14 protein-coding genes are annotated in these 18,899 nt (G+C 62.9%); 6 read left to right on the top strand and 8 right to left on the bottom strand.

Features of this window, described 5'->3' with window-relative positions; all coding sequences use genetic code 11:
* Positions 1–663: 663 nt before the first annotated feature.
* Entirely contained in the window at positions 664–2,235 is a 1,572-nt protein-coding gene (locus tag ACIQ1T_RS02550; RefSeq protein ID WP_395942918.1) for a beta-xylosidase, read from the bottom strand.
* Positions 2,236–2,386: 151 nt separating this feature from the next.
* Here ACIQ1T_RS02550 and ACIQ1T_RS02545 point away from each other — a divergent pair, with 151 nt between their 5' ends.
* The 3 genes from ACIQ1T_RS02545 (at position 2,387) to ACIQ1T_RS02535 (ending at position 7,378) form a co-directional block, all read left to right on the top strand.
* Positions 2,387–2,863, top strand: coding sequence for a hypothetical protein (locus ACIQ1T_RS02545; protein ID WP_395942917.1), 477 nt, complete (start codon positions 2,387–2,389; stop codon positions 2,861–2,863).
* Positions 2,864–3,648: 785 nt separating this feature from the next.
* Complete coding sequence (locus ACIQ1T_RS02540; protein ID WP_395942916.1) at positions 3,649–6,222, top strand: HWE histidine kinase domain-containing protein; 2,574 nt, start codon at positions 3,649–3,651, stop codon at positions 6,220–6,222.
* Positions 6,223–6,424: 202 nt separating this feature from the next.
* Entirely contained in the window at positions 6,425–7,378 is a 954-nt protein-coding gene (locus tag ACIQ1T_RS02535; RefSeq protein WP_395942915.1) for a hypothetical protein, read from the top strand.
* Between the two features lie 468 nt (positions 7,379–7,846).
* Here the strand turns inward: ACIQ1T_RS02535 and ACIQ1T_RS02530 are convergent, their stop codons facing one another.
* The 5 genes from ACIQ1T_RS02530 to ACIQ1T_RS02510 form a co-directional block, all read right to left on the bottom strand.
* Positions 7,847–8,080 (bottom strand): hypothetical protein, encoded by a 234-nt coding sequence (locus tag ACIQ1T_RS02530; protein WP_395942914.1) that lies wholly within the window; start codon positions 8,078–8,080, stop codon positions 7,847–7,849.
* 359 nt (positions 8,081–8,439) lie between these two features.
* Positions 8,440–9,777, bottom strand: coding sequence for a sensor histidine kinase (locus tag ACIQ1T_RS02525; protein WP_395942913.1), 1,338 nt, complete (start codon positions 9,775–9,777; stop codon positions 8,440–8,442).
* 224 nt (positions 9,778–10,001) lie between these two features.
* Positions 10,002–11,207: an FAD-dependent monooxygenase gene (locus tag ACIQ1T_RS02520; protein WP_395942912.1), complete on the bottom strand. Its 1,206-nt coding sequence runs from the start codon at positions 11,205–11,207 to the stop codon at positions 10,002–10,004.
* Positions 11,208–11,231: 24 nt separating this feature from the next.
* On the bottom strand, positions 11,232–11,702 hold the full coding sequence (locus tag ACIQ1T_RS02515; RefSeq protein ID WP_395942911.1) for a MarR family winged helix-turn-helix transcriptional regulator: 471 nt from the start codon (positions 11,700–11,702) through the stop codon (positions 11,232–11,234).
* Positions 11,703–11,936: 234 nt separating this feature from the next.
* Complete coding sequence (locus ACIQ1T_RS02510) at positions 11,937–12,353, bottom strand: MarR family winged helix-turn-helix transcriptional regulator (protein WP_395942910.1); 417 nt, start codon at positions 12,351–12,353, stop codon at positions 11,937–11,939.
* Positions 12,354–12,673: 320 nt separating this feature from the next.
* Between ACIQ1T_RS02510 and ACIQ1T_RS02505 the strand changes: the two genes are divergently transcribed.
* Together ACIQ1T_RS02505 and ACIQ1T_RS02500 are read left to right on the top strand one after the other, a co-directional pair.
* Positions 12,674–13,015, top strand: coding sequence for a hypothetical protein (locus tag ACIQ1T_RS02505; RefSeq protein WP_395942909.1), 342 nt, complete (start codon positions 12,674–12,676; stop codon positions 13,013–13,015).
* Between the two features lie 739 nt (positions 13,016–13,754).
* On the top strand, positions 13,755–17,075 hold the full coding sequence (locus tag ACIQ1T_RS02500) for a PAS domain S-box protein (RefSeq protein WP_395942908.1): 3,321 nt from the start codon (positions 13,755–13,757) through the stop codon (positions 17,073–17,075).
* 277 nt (positions 17,076–17,352) lie between these two features.
* On the opposite strand, the gene ACIQ1T_RS02495 is transcribed toward ACIQ1T_RS02500, so the two are convergent.
* Positions 17,353–17,646: a hypothetical protein gene (locus ACIQ1T_RS02495; protein ID WP_395942907.1), complete on the bottom strand. Its 294-nt coding sequence runs from the start codon at positions 17,644–17,646 to the stop codon at positions 17,353–17,355.
* Between the two features lie 149 nt (positions 17,647–17,795).
* Complete coding sequence (locus ACIQ1T_RS02490) at positions 17,796–17,978, bottom strand: hypothetical protein (RefSeq protein ID WP_395942906.1); 183 nt, start codon at positions 17,976–17,978, stop codon at positions 17,796–17,798.
* Between the two features lie 143 nt (positions 17,979–18,121).
* On the opposite strand from ACIQ1T_RS02490, the gene ACIQ1T_RS02485 reads away from it, so the two are divergent.
* Positions 18,122–18,793: a hemolysin III family protein gene (locus tag ACIQ1T_RS02485; protein WP_395942905.1), complete on the top strand. Its 672-nt coding sequence runs from the start codon at positions 18,122–18,124 to the stop codon at positions 18,791–18,793.
* The last annotated feature ends 106 nt before the right edge of the window (positions 18,794–18,899 follow it).

Here is an 18,899-nt window from a genome sequence, read left to right as displayed (position 1 = left end):
GGCAGGACGCCAGCGTGACGCAAGCCCCTGGCTCCCCACTAGGTCGTTAAAGCCGGAGCTATTTTCAAAGATCAGTTTTCGTGAGGTGGATCGGCGAATCGAAGCCTTCCGCGTCGGATTGAGGAAGCTATACGTCTCGAGCTTCGTCCCTCGATCTAGCGTCGATGGTGGAGCGAACGCTCGGAGCTGTCACCGCTTGACCTAACGCGCAGCAAACCGACTTCCGCCACCTACTCGTTCTTTCAATCGGAGTGGGACAGGGCGTAGAGGCGGCAGTGTTCGAGATAAGCCGCTTCGTGTAGGCCCAGGAGCTCGACGACGCTTGACCAAAGCCACGACGGGGCGCCGAGTTCAGACGAACGGGGCTGTTTAATCGTTTCGGACCATGAGGCGCGAGTCGCCGGATCAAGCTGCCGCCCGTGGGCCCGTCCCACGACGGTTCCCAAATAGCCTGCCAAGGCGATGGCGCGGGAGGGTTTGGTGCGCGTCATTTCCAATCTTGAGGTCCTGTGGCGCCAGTTCGCGCAGCACCACCGCGCGGCCAGATTGCGGCTCGAACGCTGCAGGAGCCGCTGCTGAAGATGTGCCTCCAGCGCTTGCGGAGGAACGCCGCCGCGCCGCCAACGTGCTGATCGCGCACGCACCCCGACACGCCCTCCTGGCTTAGGAGGCGGAGGGGGCCAAACTGTTGGGCATTTCGACCAGAACGACGTCACCGTCCCGCATCGGCAACGCCAGCATCCCGCGGCCATCGCGCCCGATGTCGATGGGCGTGCTTTGCACCGGATCGGAGGACAGGGTCTGCAGGGCTTCGATCTGGTCCGGTGTCAGGCGCTGAGGTCGGCCCATCTCCAGATAGGCGGTGTAGGCGTCATTGTTGCGGAAGCCGACGCGGCGAATATTCACCGTCCGTCGACCCGGCGCAAGACCGGTGAAGGCGATCTGGATCGGAGCCGCCTCCGCCGCCGGCCGGACGCGGCGATAAAAGGGGCGGTTGCTCTCGTCCTGTTCCGGCGGGCCGGTGAAGGTCCAGGCCAGAACCTGCAGGGTCTTCCCATCCGCCGCGACGATCGCCTGAGCGTCGTTGCTCGCCCATTCCCGCTCGCCCAAGGTGTTGAGGTATTTGAAGGCGAACCAGGACGGTTTACGGATGCCGTTTGGGGTCATAAGGCCAAATCCGCCTTCGAAAGCCCACTGCTGGGGACCTGGTTCTTCAAAAAGGTCGGAGTAGGTCCAGTAGCTCATGCCCTGAGCCACGCCTTCAACCTGGTGCAGCTTCTCGACGATGTAGGCGGCGCTGATGTAGTCGTCATGGACGGCGTCGCGCGGACTATAGCTCACACTCCATTCGGTAAAGAACAGGGGCAGTCCCGGTCGGCTCGACCCCTCAATCTCGGCGCGGAGCCGCCGCACATCCGCGACGATCGCCTGGTCGGTGCGCAGAACCTTGGTGTCTCCCTCGCCCGTTTCGTCCAGGAATCCGCCTTCGACCCCGTAGGTATGCGCCGAGATGAAGTCTATCGGCAGAGCGCGCGAGTCCGCATAGGCGATGAACTCCGGCACCCAGGCGGCGCCGGCGGTGGCGGGGCCGCCGACACGCAACTGGCTGTCGATGCTTTTGATGATCCGCGCCGAGCGACCATAGAGGTCGAAGTAGGCTGATTGATCCGCGCCTTCCCAGAAGTCCTTCAGGTTCGGCTCGTTCCAGACCTCGAAGTACCACGTCCTTACTTCTTCGACCCCGTAGCGGTCGATCAGATGGCGCACGAAGGCGTCCACCAGCCCGTCCCATTTGGCGGGGTGCGGGTGAGAGGTGTTCCCCTTCCAGTAGAAGAGCGTCTGGTTCGACGTCTTCATTGCGTCTGGCGTGAAGCCCAGTTCGACGAACGGCTTCAGGCCTAGGCTGAGCAAATGACCGTAGAGCTGATCGATGCGGGAGAAGTCGTAGACCGGCGTGCCGTCGACTTCACTATAGACCCCCATGCCGTCATGGAAGACGCCGTGGAAACGTATGTATCGAAAGCCCAACTCGCTCTGGGCGACACGAAGTTGGGCGAGACTTTCATTCCGAAGCAAGGTGCCGGGATAGTCCGATCCGATGGAGAAGTCCGCCAGCCGGTCGCGCGGCGTCCAAGGTGCTCCGATATCTACGGTGATGACCCGTGGGGCGGCTTGGGCGTGAGCCGTTGCCGGTGCGCCAAGGAGGCATGACATGAAAAGGAGGAAGGTGCCCAATCGTTGGCGCATGTCGTCAGCCCGAAGATATTCCCATAGATGACGCGCAAGCTATGCCAGCCATCGCAATAGAGATAGCGCTAACATGGCGTCGCTTGCGCCCCAAGGGGCATCTAGCGGCAAGGATTGAACGCCCATTTCGGACAACCCCTTGCGCCGGCTCCTCGAGCGCAACCTCATATCCGCAGCCGCCCATCTGCCGCCGCCGGACGCGACGTCCGAGGCGTTGAAAACAATCGCCGCCAATCAACAAAACCTGGTCCTCTTTCGGTCCCTGATGTTCAGCCTGGTTCCGCTTGTCGCGGCGGCCAGCCTGGTCCGGCGGCAAGGCAAGAAACTCAGCCGCCAGACGTTGCGCGCTCCCTTCTATGCCCAGTGTTACCTGGCCGCGCTTTGCGCGGCGTCGCTCGCGGCAGGAGAGATTTTCCTCCAGCGCTCGGACCTGAACAACGCAATCGGGTGGGCCATTATCGGGGTCGGCCTGGTTTGGTTCCTGAACGTTCAATCCGCCTGGTTCGCCAGGAAGCTCAGCATCAGCCGATGGCGTGGCGCCCTGATCGCGTTCTGGGCGACTGCGCGAGCGTTCGTCTATCTGGTGCTGGTGATGATTCCGATCGCCTATATCTGACAGCCGATGACGGTGAGGATCGGGCTGTGAGGATGAAATCCTCCCTTGCCTGACTTCGGCGGCGCTGGAAGCTCGGCCGCTCATGCTTAAAGGCTTTGGCCTCGGCCTCATTCACATCAGACAAACCTCATCTGGTCGTTCGCCTGGTGTTCAGGTTTCGCTATTGCAATCGACGGTCGGTCGGCTGGTCTTTGTTGCGGGCGAGTGAACCTAATCCGCTGCGGCGCCTTTTGGCCGGGATGAAACCTCCCAAGACGATTGAAGAGATCCGAAAGCAACTTGCTGATCTGATCCTAGAGGCTGTACCTGAGCCGGATCCTATGCGGCGCCAGGCGCTGCTCGTAATGGCGGATCACTGGTCCGATATCCTCCGCCGGAGGCGCGCGGAAATGAACAAGCGCCCTTGAACTTCTGGTTTGTAGAGAGGTTCGTCGGGCGCCCGCAGGCCGGTTGAATGCGCGCGCAACCCACTGGTCGCCGGGGTCCGGCGCCACCTCGAGCACCATCCGTTAGGCTGGCGACTTGGGATGGCTCGCGGTCTCAGTGGTGCGCCGTCCATCGAACGGGTGCGGGCGAGCGGATAGATGGCTTCTTGCGAACGATTGTCCCCGGCGACGAACAGGGTATGCGGAGCGAGCTAAGCCATTCGCAAGATTACTCTATCGTACAATCAGGCACATCTCTTGATGCTGTTGTGGTTAAGCTGCTAACCGGCGGAAGTCCTTCGTCTGGCGAAGACACTTCTTTGCGGGTCGGCGCCCGCTCGACAATCGGAGCCCGTGGACGTGCCTGAAGAGAACGCCAAGGTCGATCTGACCAACTGCGATCAAGAACCAATCCATATCCTCGGCGCCATCCAGCCCATTGGATTTCTCCTTGCTCTGACGGCCGACTGGGTCATTGCTCGCGCGTCTGAAAACGTCAGCGACTACCTCGGCGAACCGCCTGAAGCCCTCTTCGGTCGGCCGCTGCAGGATGTATTCACGCCAAGGGCCGTGCACGACCTTCGAAATCGGTCGGCCATTTTGCGAGGGTCTGATTCAGTCGAGCGCCTGTTCGAGGTCGCCTTGACCGAAGACGGCCGGCTATTTGACGTGGCCATCCACGTGTCCGACCGCCAAATGGTGATCGAGGCGGAGCCGGCTTCCGGCGAACATGGCGATGCGACCGGCATGGTTCGCTCGATGATCGCCAGACTGGATCAAACAAGCGATTTTCCAAGCTTCTTCAAGGAAGGCGCCCGCCAGGTTCGCGCCCTGACCGGTTTTGATCGGGTCATGGTCTACCGCTTCGCGCCGGATGGCTCGGGAGAGGTCGTCGCCGAAGCCGTACGCGCGGGTATCGGTCGGTTCATAGGATTGCGTTATCCCGCTTCCGATATTCCGGCTCAGGCGCGTGAACTCTACCGCCGCAATCTGCTGCGCATCATCGCTGACGTGAACGCCACGCCCATCGCGATTATTCCGCAGCGCGACGAGACAGGAAAGCCGCTGGATCTGTCCCTTGCGGTGCTGCGGTCAGTGTCGCCCATACATATCGAATATCTCAAGAACATGGGCGTGGAAGCGTCGATGTCGATTTCGATCATTGTCGAGGGCAGGCTGTGGGGGCTGTTCGCGTGTCACCATTACGCGCCTAAATGTCCGAGCTTCGAACGCCGCTCGGTCAGCGAACTGTTTGCTCAGATGTTCGCGATGCGGCTGGAGAGCCGCGAGCGGCAGGAAGTGGTTGAATACGAGCGGCGCGCCCGCGACATTTCGGACCAGCTTCTCGGAGCGGTGGCTTCGGACGAGACGCTTCTGAAAGACCCGGATTGGCTTGGAGACATCCTGACCAACGCCATTCCGGCGGACGGCGTCGGTGTCTGGCTGGGCGGAAATTTCGCCTTCTCAGGCACGGTGCCGCCGCCGCAAGACTTCCGAAAGATCATTCGCGCGCTCAACGGAACGGCAGCGGCTAAGGTGTTCGCCACCGACCACATCGGCTCAATCGTGAAAGGCGCCGAGGGGTTCGCCTCCGATGCTGCAGGCATGCTGGCCATTCCGATTTCCAGGGCGCCGCGCGATTATGTGGTTCTGTTCCGCAAGGAGCTCATCCATTCGGTGCGCTGGGGCGGCGACCCGCACAAGCCCGTCGAATATGGACCAAATGGACCTCGCCTGACCCCTCGGCAGAGCTTCGAGGAATGGAAAGAACTGGTCGAGGGCAAGTCGCAGCCCTTCACCGGGTCTGAAGTCCGTGTCGCCGAAACCCTGCGCGCGACCTTGATCGAAGTGGTCTTACGTCTCGCGGACGAAGCTTCGGCCGAGCGCCAGCAAGCCAGCGCCAGGCAGGAGCTTCTGATCGCCGAGTTGAATCACCGCGTCCGCAATATCCTCGGCCTCATCCGCGGCCTGATCCGCCAATCCCAACCGACGGGCGAACACGACTCTGAGTTCGTGAAGATCGTCGACGGGCGGATTCATGCCCTGGCGCGCGCCCACAACCAGATCACGGACGATCACTGGGGACCGGCGCCTCTATCGGCCTTGATCGACGCCGAGGCGGCGGCATTCGTCGGCGATCACGAGCGGGTCATCACGGATGGCGAGGCGGTCTATCTCAACCCGCAGGCCTATACGACAATGGCCTTGGTCATCCACGAACTGGTCACCAACTCGAACAAATACGGAAGTTTGTCCGTCAAGTCGGGGACCGTCACCATCAGCTGGCGCCGCAACCCCGCCGGCGATCTGACGTTGTCGTGGGCCGAAACAAACGGGCCGGAGGTCAAAGCCCCGACCCGCAAGGGGTTCGGAACCACCATCATTGATCGCTCGGTGCCGTATGACCTGGGAGGGGACGCGACCATATCGTACGACCCTGACGGCGTGCGCGCAGAGTTCCGCATCCCCGCTCGCCACCTTTCCGAGCCGAGGACCCCGCCCTCCGGTCAGCCCATCAAGTTCCCGCGTTCAGCAATGGGGCACCCGCAGGCGACCCCGAACACGCTGCTGAAAGGCCATGACATTCTTCTTGTCGAAGACAGTCTGATCATCGCCCTGGACGCGGAAGACATAGCCACTCGCCTCGGCGCCGAGAATGTGACGACCGCTGCGACCGTCGACGGCGCCCTGGACAATATCGAAGCCAGCCGTCCGTCCATAGCGGTGCTCGACATCAACCTCGGCGACCGAACCAGCTATCCGATCGCGGATCGGCTGGCGGAACTGAACATACCATTCCTGTTCGCGACCGGTTACGGCGAACAAGCCAATTTCCCGATGGCGCACCGAGGTCGGCCGGTCATCCAGAAACCCTATACACTCGAGAATATGGCCCGCGCCCTGGATCATCTGCTCGGGGCTTCACCCGCGTAAGTCGTCGCTGGGTTCAGCCGTCTTCTCGTCGGGATGTTCGGAGCGGATTTACACGCTGCCTGCGCCTCCGCGCTGATATTGGGCCCCGCCCAGCTGCGTATCATCGATCAAACGCGCTGCTTCAAAGCCTGACCTCTTCGTGCGGCGACAGTCCAAGACTGGCTGCGCTGAGCCCTGAGCTCGATAGCCCAAGCGAGGGAGGATGGTCATCGACCTCAGCGCTCACGAGACCATGGGACTGCGCGCCGCCCTGCAGGACCAGCCCGAGCTTGACTTGACGGCGGTGATTTACGCCCTGGCCCTGTCGGTCTTCTATCCTTCCTATGATCCGCCGACGCCCCGGCAACTGCGGCTGTCCCGGATGGGGCTCGAACGCGCCGTGCCCGGCGTCGAGGAAGCTCCGGCCGGACGGCGCATCGCCAAGCGCGGCGAGATGTGGGCGGTGCGGTCGCCGGACAAGGCGGCGGACCTCTGGGCCGCCGTAACCGCGATGCCGCAGACGGACCGGCTGGCGCTTCTGGCCTATTGCGCCTTGCTGAGCGTTCACGCGGTGCGCGATCCTCATGACCGCCATCCGGCGGCGTGGGCGCAGGCCAAGGTGATGGCGACCGCGAGCGGTCTCGATATGACGGGGACGTGGAAGGCGACGGCGGCCTGCTGTTTCGGGCGGGTGGCGAAGGCGCGGTGCTTGAGGCGGTCGGCGAAGCGGTCGATCCGGCTCAGGCCACGCATTTGGCAGGAATGCAAAAGGCGGACATGGGGGAGGCCGCCGAAGGTTTGGCGGCGGGAATCGGCTGGCTGCCGGTTCGGCTGCGAACGTCGCCGGTGGCGGCGGCTGACGAGGAGGGCCGTCATGGGCGGTCGAAGACGGCGAAGCGGAAGGCAAGGCGGGCGCCGTCAACCCGGACGCCTAATCCTTCGCAGCGGAATTGCCGTCTTTAACAATGGCAGGCCGGGGCTGCTTATGGGGTCCCGGCCTTACGGTGAGGGCGTCGGGCGCTCGCGTCGCGGGCGACGCTCGCGTGAAACGAGTGTGACGCCGTCATCGCCTCCTGCGGCGACCCTCGCCATCGGGGAGACTCCGACCATGACCTCCAGTCTCGATCATCTTCCGCCGTTGAAGCGGGCGGAACTGCTCAGCGTGGTCGAGGCCTGAAATCCTCGTGTGCAGAGGCGATCTCGACGCGCAATGCGGATCGGTTGAAGAACGGACCGATTCTCAAGATCATCTACGATGGATCCTACGCGCGCAGCGGCAAGGCCCATGATCCAGTGGGGCGGTATTTCTCGGACTTCGACATAAGGGAGCCGGCGGGACGTTCGGCTATAGAAAACGCCGACGTCGGGTCAGCCGCTTCAGAAGGCTGTCCAGCCCGATCATGATGTTGGCGAGGAGAGTCATCGAGGACCCATATTAGAGGCTTCCTAGTGGCTCGCCAATAAACAGCGCGCGGTACCGGCAACCCAGGGTCGCCGGCGGCGTTCAGCAGATTGGTGATCGGCTCGGGCTTGGGAGAGGACCGACTGATCAGAGCGTCGAGCACCGCCAAGCGCTCCGCTGCAGAGAGGTCGCTCCGGGAGACCGGAGCGGCCTTTTCTTTAAGCCGCTGCGGGCGTCAGATCCCTATGGGGCGCTCCACCTTCGCCCACCTCGGCGGGTCAGAATCTTGGTCGCGTTGCGCGATCCGACTGCGACCTTGATGTTCCGGATGCGGATGTCGTCGAGGATGGTTTTGGGCATGGACTTCTGCGCGGCCGAGAGGCTGTCGATCCAGACGGAGGTCTCGACGGTGATCAGGCCGGGCTTCTGGTCGGAGGCGTCGGCCGCGGCCTCCATCGCGTCCAGGGCGTCGTTCACTTGAACAGGCGTCATTGACGCGGCCTATAGGCTGAATCGCCTCAGGCCTCGCCCTCGGCCGCGCGCGCCACGCGGGCCTGTTCTAGCAGTATTGCGCCGAGCGCCTCGGCCATCGCCGGCGTCATTACCAGCTGTGTCGCCGACAGCGCCATCTGACCCGTCAGCTGCTCCTGGACCTCGGCGAACTCGACGCGCAGGGCTGGTTCGCTATCCCCGCCGTTCGGCCTTCAGGGCCATGACCGAGGATCCAGAATATCAGGTGGCGTTCCGGGTCGGTCAGGCCGAGATCGCGGACATCATTCTGCAGCCGCGAAGCCTCGAGAAGCTGGGGCCTGACTGAACCGATCCAGGCCCAAGCTTCAGCCTAGCGGAACCGTGAGTACGAGCCGTGCCCCGACACCTTGCGCTGTATCCGTCAGGGCTCCGCCGACTTGGCGGACAAGGCTGTCGACGACACGCATGCCGAGGCTTCGATGGCTCCGGGCGGCGTCAAGGTCGAACCCTCGGCCCCGGTCTTCGACAACGACAACAAGCTGTCCCGCGTCGATCCGGCCCGCGACCTGGATTTCGCCGCCCTCGACGCCATAAGCATATTTGATGGCGTTGGTGACGAGTTCGTTGACGATCAGGCCGAGGGGGATGGCGATGTCGGCGGCCACGGGCGCCGCCTGCGCCTGGCAGTTGACGACATGGGTTTCGCTGCCGGTGTCGATCGCGGCGCAAAGCTGACACAGGAAGTCCGACAGGATGACGGTCTGGACATCGGCTCCGCGCCACAACTGGTCATGCACCTCGCTGATGGCTTGAATCCGCGCTCCGGCGTTCGCCAAGGCCGCCTTGACGTCCTCCGAGCCGGAACTTCTGGCCTGCATCGTCAGAAGGCTTGAGACAAGCGCCAGGCTGTTTTTCACGCGATGGCTGACCTCTCGGGTCAACAGCGCCTGATGTTCGATCGCCGCCACAAGCCGCAGCTCCGTGCTTTGTCGGGAGATGGCGGCGCCGACCACGGCGGCGAAGGCGTCCAGGAACAGAGCGTCGCGAGCGTCGAACTGGCCCTCGTCAGGGCTGTCCACTTCCAGCACGCCCCAAGGCGTCCCATCGATGTCTGGACGGATCAAGACATTGATGGCCCGACGGATATGGTGTTCCGCCAGAAGACGCGGCGTCGAGAAGCGCTCCTCGTTTTCGAGATGATTGGAGACGAGGGGTTTTCCAGTCTGAAAGGCGTATCCAGCCGGCGAGTCCAGATCGACACTGAGCGAGGTCACGCCCTCGACCACGTTTCGCCAACCGACCCCGGCGACGAGCGCCAGACGTCCACGATCCGCGTCGAGAGTCAGGGCCTTGGCGTACCGCGTGTCCAAACCTTCAGCACAGAGGATGCAGGCGGCCTCGAGCAAGGCGTGACGATCCCTCTCGCGAAGGGCGATCTCGCCGAAGCGGGCCAACAGGGACTGCTGGCCTAGCCGATAGGTCAGCTCATCCTCGACTGACCGGAATCCGGCGGCAGTTGCAGGTGATGTCTCGACACGGGGGGGTGTCGGCTTGTCCATCTGGGTGCGGGTTTCATCCGCAGCATCCGCGCGAACTTCAGCGATCAGGTCGGCGATTTCGGCTGTAAGCCCGGATCCAGCTGGCGAAATAGAATCGGACAAACTTCGAGAACCTGTTGGGTGGCGCAGACGATGATCGGACAAAGGCAGCGATCGGCCTGCAGTCTACCGGCCGACGCGCGAGGACGCGAGTCTCCGATCAGACGGCTGCAGCCTCTAGCCCTGAAGGGATGGGAGCGCACGGGCTTGTCCATCGCCTTCGCCATCTGGGTCGCCCGCCTCTCGTCTATGGGCGACCGCGCCGGATCAGTCGGTTCTAACCCGTCGAAAGGCAAGGGATGAGAAACCAATGCATTAGGGTCGCCGACTTATGGCTTGCCGGCAGGGCTGGCGGCCGACAGCTCCGGATAATCGGGCAGGGATGGCAGATCGTCCCCCGGTCCGGAGAAGCGCTCGGTCACCAACCGGACGCCAGGTGCGGTGATGAGTTTGAGTATCGCGTGCTGGAAGCCGATCCCAAAGCGGGTTTGAGGCTGCAGCGCCTTTGGCCCCCAACGCGGCACGTCTTGGGCGATATCGGCAAATGGCCGCATTATCTGATCGTAGGTTTTCAGGGCGGCGACGACGTCATTCCGCCGCGCCAGTTCCCCGGCGAGCACATAGGGCCCGATCAAGGCCAGGGTCGTGCCTCGGCCCATCACAGCCCAGGCGGCATCCCCCGTGAGCGCGACACGGCCTTTTGAGAAATGCTCCAGCTTCAACTGAGCGATTGAGTGAAAATAGAAGTCGTCGGTGTGCTTCAAACCCTCCAGAATTCGGGCCGTCTCCCAACCGGCGTCGGAAAAGTGTTCGGTGAGCACCTGTTTCTGATCCGCAGACGAAAGATCGTCCCAGCCTTTTGGATCCTGCTGGACGGACATGACGACACGGGTCGTGCCCTGCGGGTCCGGCCGCAAAAAGAGGCTGCGCCCGCCAGGCGCGTTGAACCAGCGCGCATCTTCTCCGTCGCCTACGCCTTTCGGAATAGTGAAATAGGCGGTGTCCAGACCCCAGGGTTCGATCCTTGCAGCATCGCCGAAGAGGAGGCTGCGTGTCGAGGATCCGACGCCTTCCGCAGCGACGACCAGATCGAAGCGTTCTGGAGCGGCCTTGTCGAAACCGACTGTGACCGCGTCGCCGTCGTCCTGCAGGCTTGTGATATGGTCGCCGAAACGGCGCTCGATGTCGCCGCTGGCGCGATCGAGGATCCGCGCCAAATCGCCGCGCAGAATTTCGAGTTCCGCTGTCGGACCGTCGCCGCCGAAATCGTCCTTGCCGAAGCGGGCGACCGTCGCATTATCCGCATCGACAAAAGTCCATGCCTGCTCGGTCGTGTTGCCAGCCTTGACCACGTCCAGCAGCCCCATGCGCTCGAGCGCATCACGGCCTGGTCCGCGCACATCGATGTTCTGCCCGCCGTCCCTGAACGCCGGTGCGCGCTCAAGCAGGACGACCTGCCAGCCGAGACGCCGCATCCAGAAGGCAAGGGCGGGACCGGCGATACTGGCGCCGGAGATCAAGATACGATGAGACATGGACGATCCTCCTCGGCCAAAACATCACGTGTGATGTTTTGTTCCGTCCGCGGCTTCGAGTGACACGATCAGACGCTGAAGAAGGGAAACAAGCTGAGCCGCATCGGCTTCTGAAAATCCCTTCAGTCCGACTATATTGGCTTGGATCAGGGCGTTTCCGCCGGCCTCGGCCAAGAGTTCGCCTTGAGACGTAAGCGACACCACGGCCGCGCGCCGGTCGGTCTCAGTAGTCGAGCGTTGGATCAGATTCATCCCTTCGAGTTTGCGCAGCACAGCCACCATCGCCGGCTGTTTGACTGCGGAGTCGCGCACCAGGTCCCGCTGAAGCATCGGGCCTTTCCAGGATAGCAGCATGATCGGGCCGAGCAGGGACAGCGAAACGCCATGCGGCCTCAAGGCGGTGTCGACCAGACGATTGAAGGCGCGCGCCGCGTGATTGGTCAGATAGCCCGGCGCGATGGCGGCCTGGGGATGGATGTGGTCGTCGCCTGTCATGTGGCCCTGTGATCCATCGTCGTCGTCTGTGCGATCATCTCGAAGCTGTCTTTTTGGCGATAAGGCCTGTGTTTGCGGATTTGGAGATCGCAGGGATCGCCGGATCGGCAGGCGAACCTTAGGCCGAGTCTTGGCTGGCGTGGATCAAACACTCGCGGCTTGAAGCGGTTCGGATCGAGGTCCGGCGCGGCTCAAATCGCGACAGAACGGTTTGCGCCATGTCGCGAGGGGGCGTTACGCGCGGATTACCGCATCCTGCCCTTCCCCGAGCCGGGTCATCACGACGTCGAGCACACGTAAGGTTACGCTCAGATCCGCATCGCTTACGCCATCGAACAGCCGTGCGCGCAGAGCGGAGGCATGCACATCGAAGGCCTCGATCGCGGCGTGACCGGATGGTTCCACCATGATCAGTCGCGCACGCGCATCGCCGACGAGTTTGCGTCGGCTGACCATTCCGTCGCGCTCCAGACGCGACACCAGACGCGCCAGGGTTCCGCGCGCCGCCTCCATCCGAACGGCGAGTTCGGCCAGCGTCAGCCCCTTGGGCGCCTGAGCCAAATAATAAAGGACGATGATCGGCGAGCCCCGATGTCCCGCCTCCCGAAACAAGCGCGCGACCCGCAGTTTCCAGCGGCGGGCGGTGGTCATCACGCGCATCGAGCAAAGGAGCTCAGCGGCGTTTCGGGAAGGGGTCGTCAAAGTTCACCAATATCGATTGAAGCTTCACCGCAAGCAGGCGACTTTTGGTGAAAGCCTTTGGCGCGTTCCGGTTGCTTGCGACGCTTGCGTCACACCAGCGTACGCCCGGTCAATCATTCCCGGTCAGGATCGAGAAGTCGCCAAAGACCAAAATGGGCCGATCGGACAGTGTCCGCCGGTCACGATGATTCCTCCAGCGGCAGTCGATGAGGGATGAGACTGAAGCCTCGCCTCGTCGACTTTTTGAGCCGCCAGAAGAGGGAAGCCGGTTGAGCGACGACGACAGAGTGGCCGTGTTAGAACGGCGCGTGGATTTCATGAACGGGCAGATCCAGGCCCTGGCCGCCTTGCTGGCGCTGCGGGTCGGGAGCCACAAACTTACCGATGAAACGGGCGGCGCGGAGGGCGGTCAAGTTCTCGCCGCCTGGGAGCTGGTCGTGGGGCTGCACCAACTCGAAGGACTGCGGGCTTTTGTCGACGCCAACCGACACACGGACTTGAATGAGGGCTTGAAAGGCGTTCTCGCCCTGCTTGAGGTGTCCGTCCAAGAGGCGCTCGACCAGACCAAGCTCGACGATGAACCGGGCGCTGGAGCGCCGTCGATGTCCTGACGCCGAGCTGCTGGCGGCTTTTGGCATCGATCGAAGCTCAAACCTGTCGCTTCTGATGTACACCATGATCTCGTGTCCGCCCGCAGCCGGCGACGTTTCCGCTATCGGGACCAGCCTAGGAGAAGGGCATTGGAACTCCCCGAGAGTGTCGGCGTCGGACAGCAGAGATGACTGTCCGGTTGCGAGCATCCCGGTCAGCGGCATCCCTTGGCGGGGCCCGCCGAAAGTTCGAGCCCGGCGCCCCATCGGCTTCGTAAGCGCTGCGTAACATCGTGTCTAAGGCGATGCGCCCACCACCTGCTTCTCCTGCTCGCTCTGGCAGCTCCAATCTCTGCAGAGGCCGTTCGATGCAGCCGTTGCGGCCTGAAAGTCTTTCGTCGAGACGATCTGCCTGACCCGAGGCCGAGGTCTCCGTTCTGGGAGAGGGCGATGGATCTAAGAAAGGCGGTGGCGAGGCGTTGAGACGATTCCTGGCGCGCCGGATCAACTCTCTGGGGTCTGCATCGCGCCAGCCGGCGCGGCCTCTCAAGGGGCGGATCTGACCGAAGCCCGGTCGGCTGGCGCAACCGCCCCCCCGAGGTTCTTGCCCGGCCTGGGGCCTCATCGCGCAGAAGGAAAGACGCGGTTGCGGTCTTCGCGGTGCTGCGGGGAGCGAGAGGAGGTCAGAGGGAATACGAAAGTTCCTTCCGGACCGAGGGTTGGGTATAAGCGACGCCTGTCCACGGCGTGTTGAAAATCAGTGTCTGACAAGCCTCTCGTACAAAACGCGTATGCTCTCGATCCACGCGAGGAGAGAGACCTTGAGGCGCAGCTTGCGCGAGCCGTGTCCGGTCGCCTTCAGGCAGAGACGTCTCTGGCGGCAGTCGAGGCGCGCTATCGACTGGCCGCGCGGGCGACCAACGATGCGATCTGGGATTGGGACTTCGCCACCAACCACGTGATCTGGAACGCCGCCCTTGAGGACAGCTACGGTCACGTCGTCGCCGATATCGAGTCTACGGGGGAGTGGCGGATCGCCCACATCCATCCTCAGGACCGCGATCGCATTGACGCCAGCATCCATGCGGCCATCGATAGCGACGCCGAAAGTTGGACAGACGAATATCGGTTTCGACGCGCTGACGGGACCTATGCGGCCATCCTGGATCGCGGCCATCTAATCCGAGACGCCGATGGTCGAGCGACGCGCATGATCGGTGCGATGTTGGATATGACCGAACTGCAGGCGACCCGGGTAGCGTTGGCTGTGAACGAACAGAGACTGAGGCTAGCCACTGAAGCGGCCGAGGTGGGGTTTTGGGACGTCGATCTGGTCGACGACATCCTGATTTGGCCGCCGATCGTGAAGGGCATGTTCGGCGTCTCGCCTGAGGCGCCCGTATCCATGTCGGACTTCTACGACGGCCTGCATCCTGAGGATCGCAATCCGGCGTCTGCCGCCTTCCGGGCCGCCTGCGATCCGGTCGAGCGCGCGGTTTACGATGTCGAATATCGTACCATTGGCAAGGAGGACGGCGTCGTCAGGTGGGTCGCCGCAAAGGGACGGGGCATCTTCGATGACACCGGCGCCTGCGTCCGTGTCGTGGGGACGGCGATTGATATCACCAAAAGAAAGCAAGCCGAGGAGGAGGTCCGTCGCAGTGAAGCCCGCTTGCGATTCCTGCGGACGCTGGACGAGGTTCTCCAGGCTGCGGACGATGCTCCTTCAGCCATGATTTCGGCCGCCGCCCTTCTAGGGCGCCATTTGGGAGCCGCGCGGTGCGCCTTTGCGGATGTGGACGCCGACAGCGACCGCTTCTTCATCCGAGGAGATTACACGGCCCCCGGAGTCGACAGTTCGATCGGCGATTACAGCCTTGACCTTTTCGGATCCCGCGCCGCCGCGGATATGCGGGCCGGAAGGACTCTGGTGGTCGAAGACGTCTCTCGTGAGTTGAGCGAGGCGGACGGTCAGGCGATGTTCCGGTCGATCGGAATCGACGCCATCGTCTGCTGCCCTCTGGTGAAGGACGGCGGTCTAGTGGCCATGATGGCCGTTCATCAGGACCGACCGAGGCGGTGGGGCGACGAGGCGATCGGCCTGGTCGAAGCCGTGGTGGAACGGTGCTGGGCGCATGTGCAGCGGGTCGGGGCCGAGGCGCGTCTGCGCGAAAGCGAAGTCAGATACCGGACTTTGTTCGAGGCTGTGGATGTGGGGTTCTGCGTCATCGAAGTGAAGTTCGACGGCACGCGCGCGGTCGACTACCGGTTCGTCGAAGCCAATCCCGCCTTCGAACGACAGACGGGGTTGGTCGATGCCGTAGGGCACTGGGCCGCGACGCTTGTACCTGGGCTCGAGCGCCACTGGTTCGACCTCTACGGCCGCGTCGCTTCAACCGGGGAAGCCCTGCGGTTCGAGAACGGATCCGAGGCTATGGGAAGATGGTTCGACGTGCACGCCTTACCAGTCGGCCCGGCGGGGCAGAATCGGGTGGCTCTGCTGTTTAACGATATCAGCGATCGAAAGGCGGCGGAGATTCGTCTTCGGGAGCTCAACGAGACCCTCGAGAAACAGGTCTCCGAGCGCACAGTGGAGCTGCGCCAGTATCATGACATTGTTGAAGCCACCGCATCACCGATCTGCGCTTTCGATACAGACTACCGTCTGATCGCATTCAACAGGGCGCATAATGACGAGTTCAGGCGAGTAAACGGATTCGACACGGAACTGGGGCAGGTCTTCCCGGACCTGTTCATTCCGGAACAGGCCAAGTTGATGCGCGCCCTGATGGACCGGGCCCTGGCGGGCGAGAGCTTCACTGTAACGGAGGTCTTCGGCAGGCCGGAGTTCGGACAGCCGGTCTGGGAGATCAGCTACACGCCTCTGCGTGACCTGGACGGGGCGATCGTCGGCGCCTTCCACCTGGCCACGGACATTTCCGATCGGCTAAGCGCCGAGGCGGAACTCCTCACCGCCCAGGAGGCGCTACGGCAGAGCCAGAAGATGGAGGCGATGGGCAGTCTGACCGGCGGCGTCGCGCACGACTTCAACAATCTGCTTACCCCCATCGTCGGTAGTCTCGATCTGTTGCAGCGTCAGAACTTCGGGGGCGCCAGAGAGAAGCGCCTCATCGCCGGCGCGATCCAGTCGGCCGAACGAGCGCGCGTCCTGGTGCAGCGGCTGCTGGCCTTTGCTCGGCGCCAACCTCTCCAGGCCCGGCCGATCGACGTGGGGGCGCTTGTGGCTGGAATGGCTGAACTGGTCGCCAGCACGTCGGGACCGCATATTCAAATCGAGCTGAAGGTCGAAGCTGATTTGCCGTCGGCGGTCGCGGACGAAAATCAGATCGAAATGGCCGTCCTTAATCTCAGCGTGAACGCGCGGGACGCCATGCCGCAAGGCGGTCGCCTGACGCTCGCAGCGGAAGCCGTGGACGTGGCGCGCGACGAGGTCTCGGGGCTGAATCCGGGGCGCTACGTCCGTTTGTCTGTTGCAGACACCGGCGTCGGCATGGATGAGGAGACTGTCCAGCGTTCCGTCGAACCCTTCTTTTCCACCAAGGGAATCGGCAAGGGGACGGGACTGGGGCTGTCGATGGCGCATGGGCTCGCCGCACAACTCGGCGGCGTTCTAACCATCGACAGCAGGCCAGGGGAGGGGACGAGCGTGCGACTCTGGCTGCCGGCGACGGATCTTGCGGCTGTGTCCACGGCGCGCACCGACGACTTAGAGGCGAGCCCCCAGACCGGCATGGTGCTCCTCGTCGATGACGAAGCGCCGGTGCGAGAGAGCACGGCGGAAATGTTGAGGGTTTTGGGCTACACCGTGGTGGAGTCAGGCTCGGCGGAAGACGCGCTCGCGCGCCTTGATGGAGGCCTGGAACCCGATCTGCTGATTACGGATCATCTGATGCCCGGTCAGAACGGAACCGAACTCTGCCGTCTCTTCCAGCAGCGTTTTCCCGGCCGGCGGGCCCTGATCGTCTCAGGCTATGCCGAAGTTGAGGGCATCGCGCCCGATCTCGAGCGGCTTCTCAAACCCTTCCGTCTTCCCGATTTGGCCGCCAAGTTGGTGAACTAGGCGGCGTACGGTTTGCCGCGTCGAACATCTCGCAGACCGTGGGGCCGTGGAGGGCGGCGGCAAGCCCACTGCCCGGTCAGGATCGCCTGCTTTCAAATCTCTGTCCCAGCACTGCGCCATTGCGCGTCCGGCGACCTGGGCCCTGCCGCTCGAGGTTTGCGAGGTGATCGAGCTTGGCTGGTGCTAACCCCAGCGTCGCCCAAAGCTTGGAACGCGCTCAGTGCGTCGGCCGAGCCCGGATCGAACCGAGAGGTATGCAGCGCGTTGTAAAATCATGTCACCGCCCGAGCCCGCCCAATGCCGCCGCGCTCTTCAGGAAATCGGAGAGGTCGCAGCCGTGGCCATGCTTCAGGACAGCCAGATGACCGATCAAGAGGCGCTGCAGATCATTGCTGCAATAGCGACTTGGGTCTGGAGAGATGGAAAAGGAGATCGCGCCAACTGTGGCGATGTGATCCAAAGCCTTCATAAGGTCACCGCTAATGTATCGTTCGACGCCCTGAACGACCGTCAGGCTCTCGACCTGTTCGCTCGAGTCATAGACGTGCTCCAGATTTCCGAAACCGCCCATCCGCAGCTCCGGACTTGAGGGTGCGAGGCCAGGGTAATCGCGTGAACCTCTCAAACTAAGATCCGGGAATCGGGCGAAAAGGGTGTGACGCGACCCCTCGCGAAGAGGCTGACCGGGCCTGACAGCAGCCATATCCGACCGAACCGGGCTTAGACGCCGCCCGTCTTCTTAAAGGTATCACTGATCGCGGTGGCGTCGGGGCCATCCGGACCTGCGCTCTTCGTCTCGGCCTTGCCGACCTTTCGAACCGCTGCGTCTGAGGTCAAAGGATCGGGCTTTCCACCGGGTTCCGCCCCATTATTTTCACGGCCCTTGGATTGTTCGCGCGACATAGTCGTCTCCTCTCGCCTTTCGACAAGGTCTGACCGGCGCAGATGTTCCTGAGGCGTGTTCGATCTTGACGGTCGTCGTATGGACACGAGTGAGGCCTACAGGTCTCGTGTCGATCCGACAGGCCTATAAGCAATCGATCTCCATGAGCGATATCTCGCGCCCTGGGAGCCACTATCCCACCACGACCGCCCGGCTTGCCGACCTCATCGTTCATCTGATCGGACTGGGCCTGTCGCTGTTCGGCGGCGGCATTTTGCTGGGACTCTCCGTCTCACGCGGCGACGTTGGCCTGATCGCCGCCGTCTGCGTCTATGCCGTGGGTCTTATCGCCATGCTCGTATTCTCGACAGCCTATAATTTCGCCCGTCCATCCTGGCAGCCTCGGCTTCGCAGGCTCGATCACGCCGGCATTTTTTTGATGATCGCCGCCTCCTACACGCCGTTCACGACCCACACCCTGACCGGGGTCTGGGCTGTAGCCATGACGACGACGATATGGACGCTCGCGAGCCTCGGGGCGCTGGGCAAGCTGTTCCTGCCCGGACTGAGCAAGGGCTTTTGGGTGGGCTTGTACATCGCGCTGAGTTGGCTGGTGCTGATCGCATTCAAGCCCATGCTCGCGCACGGGTCGTGGGTGGCCTTGATGCTGCTCGGCATAGGCGGGCTCGTCTACATGTCCGGCGTGCTGTTTTATGTGCGCAAACGTCTGCGGTATTTCCGGGCGATCTGGCATGGCCACGTAGTCGCCGCAGCCAGCGTACACTGGGCTGCCGTCCTCGTTGGGGTCGTGCTTCTGACCGGCCGAACGACCTGACCGCGGACGAGGTCAGATTTCCTGCCAAGGGCCGAAGTCGATCCAGCTGAGGGAATACAGCCCGACGCGTCGATTGTGGGCTGACCTCGCTGCAGAGGGGAGCCGG

Source organism: Brevundimonas sp. (assembly GCF_044336875.1).
GTDB lineage: Bacteria > Pseudomonadota > Alphaproteobacteria > Caulobacterales > Caulobacteraceae > Brevundimonas.
Note: the sequence above shows the minus strand (reverse complement) of the source record. Positions and strands in the feature narration are given on the sequence as shown.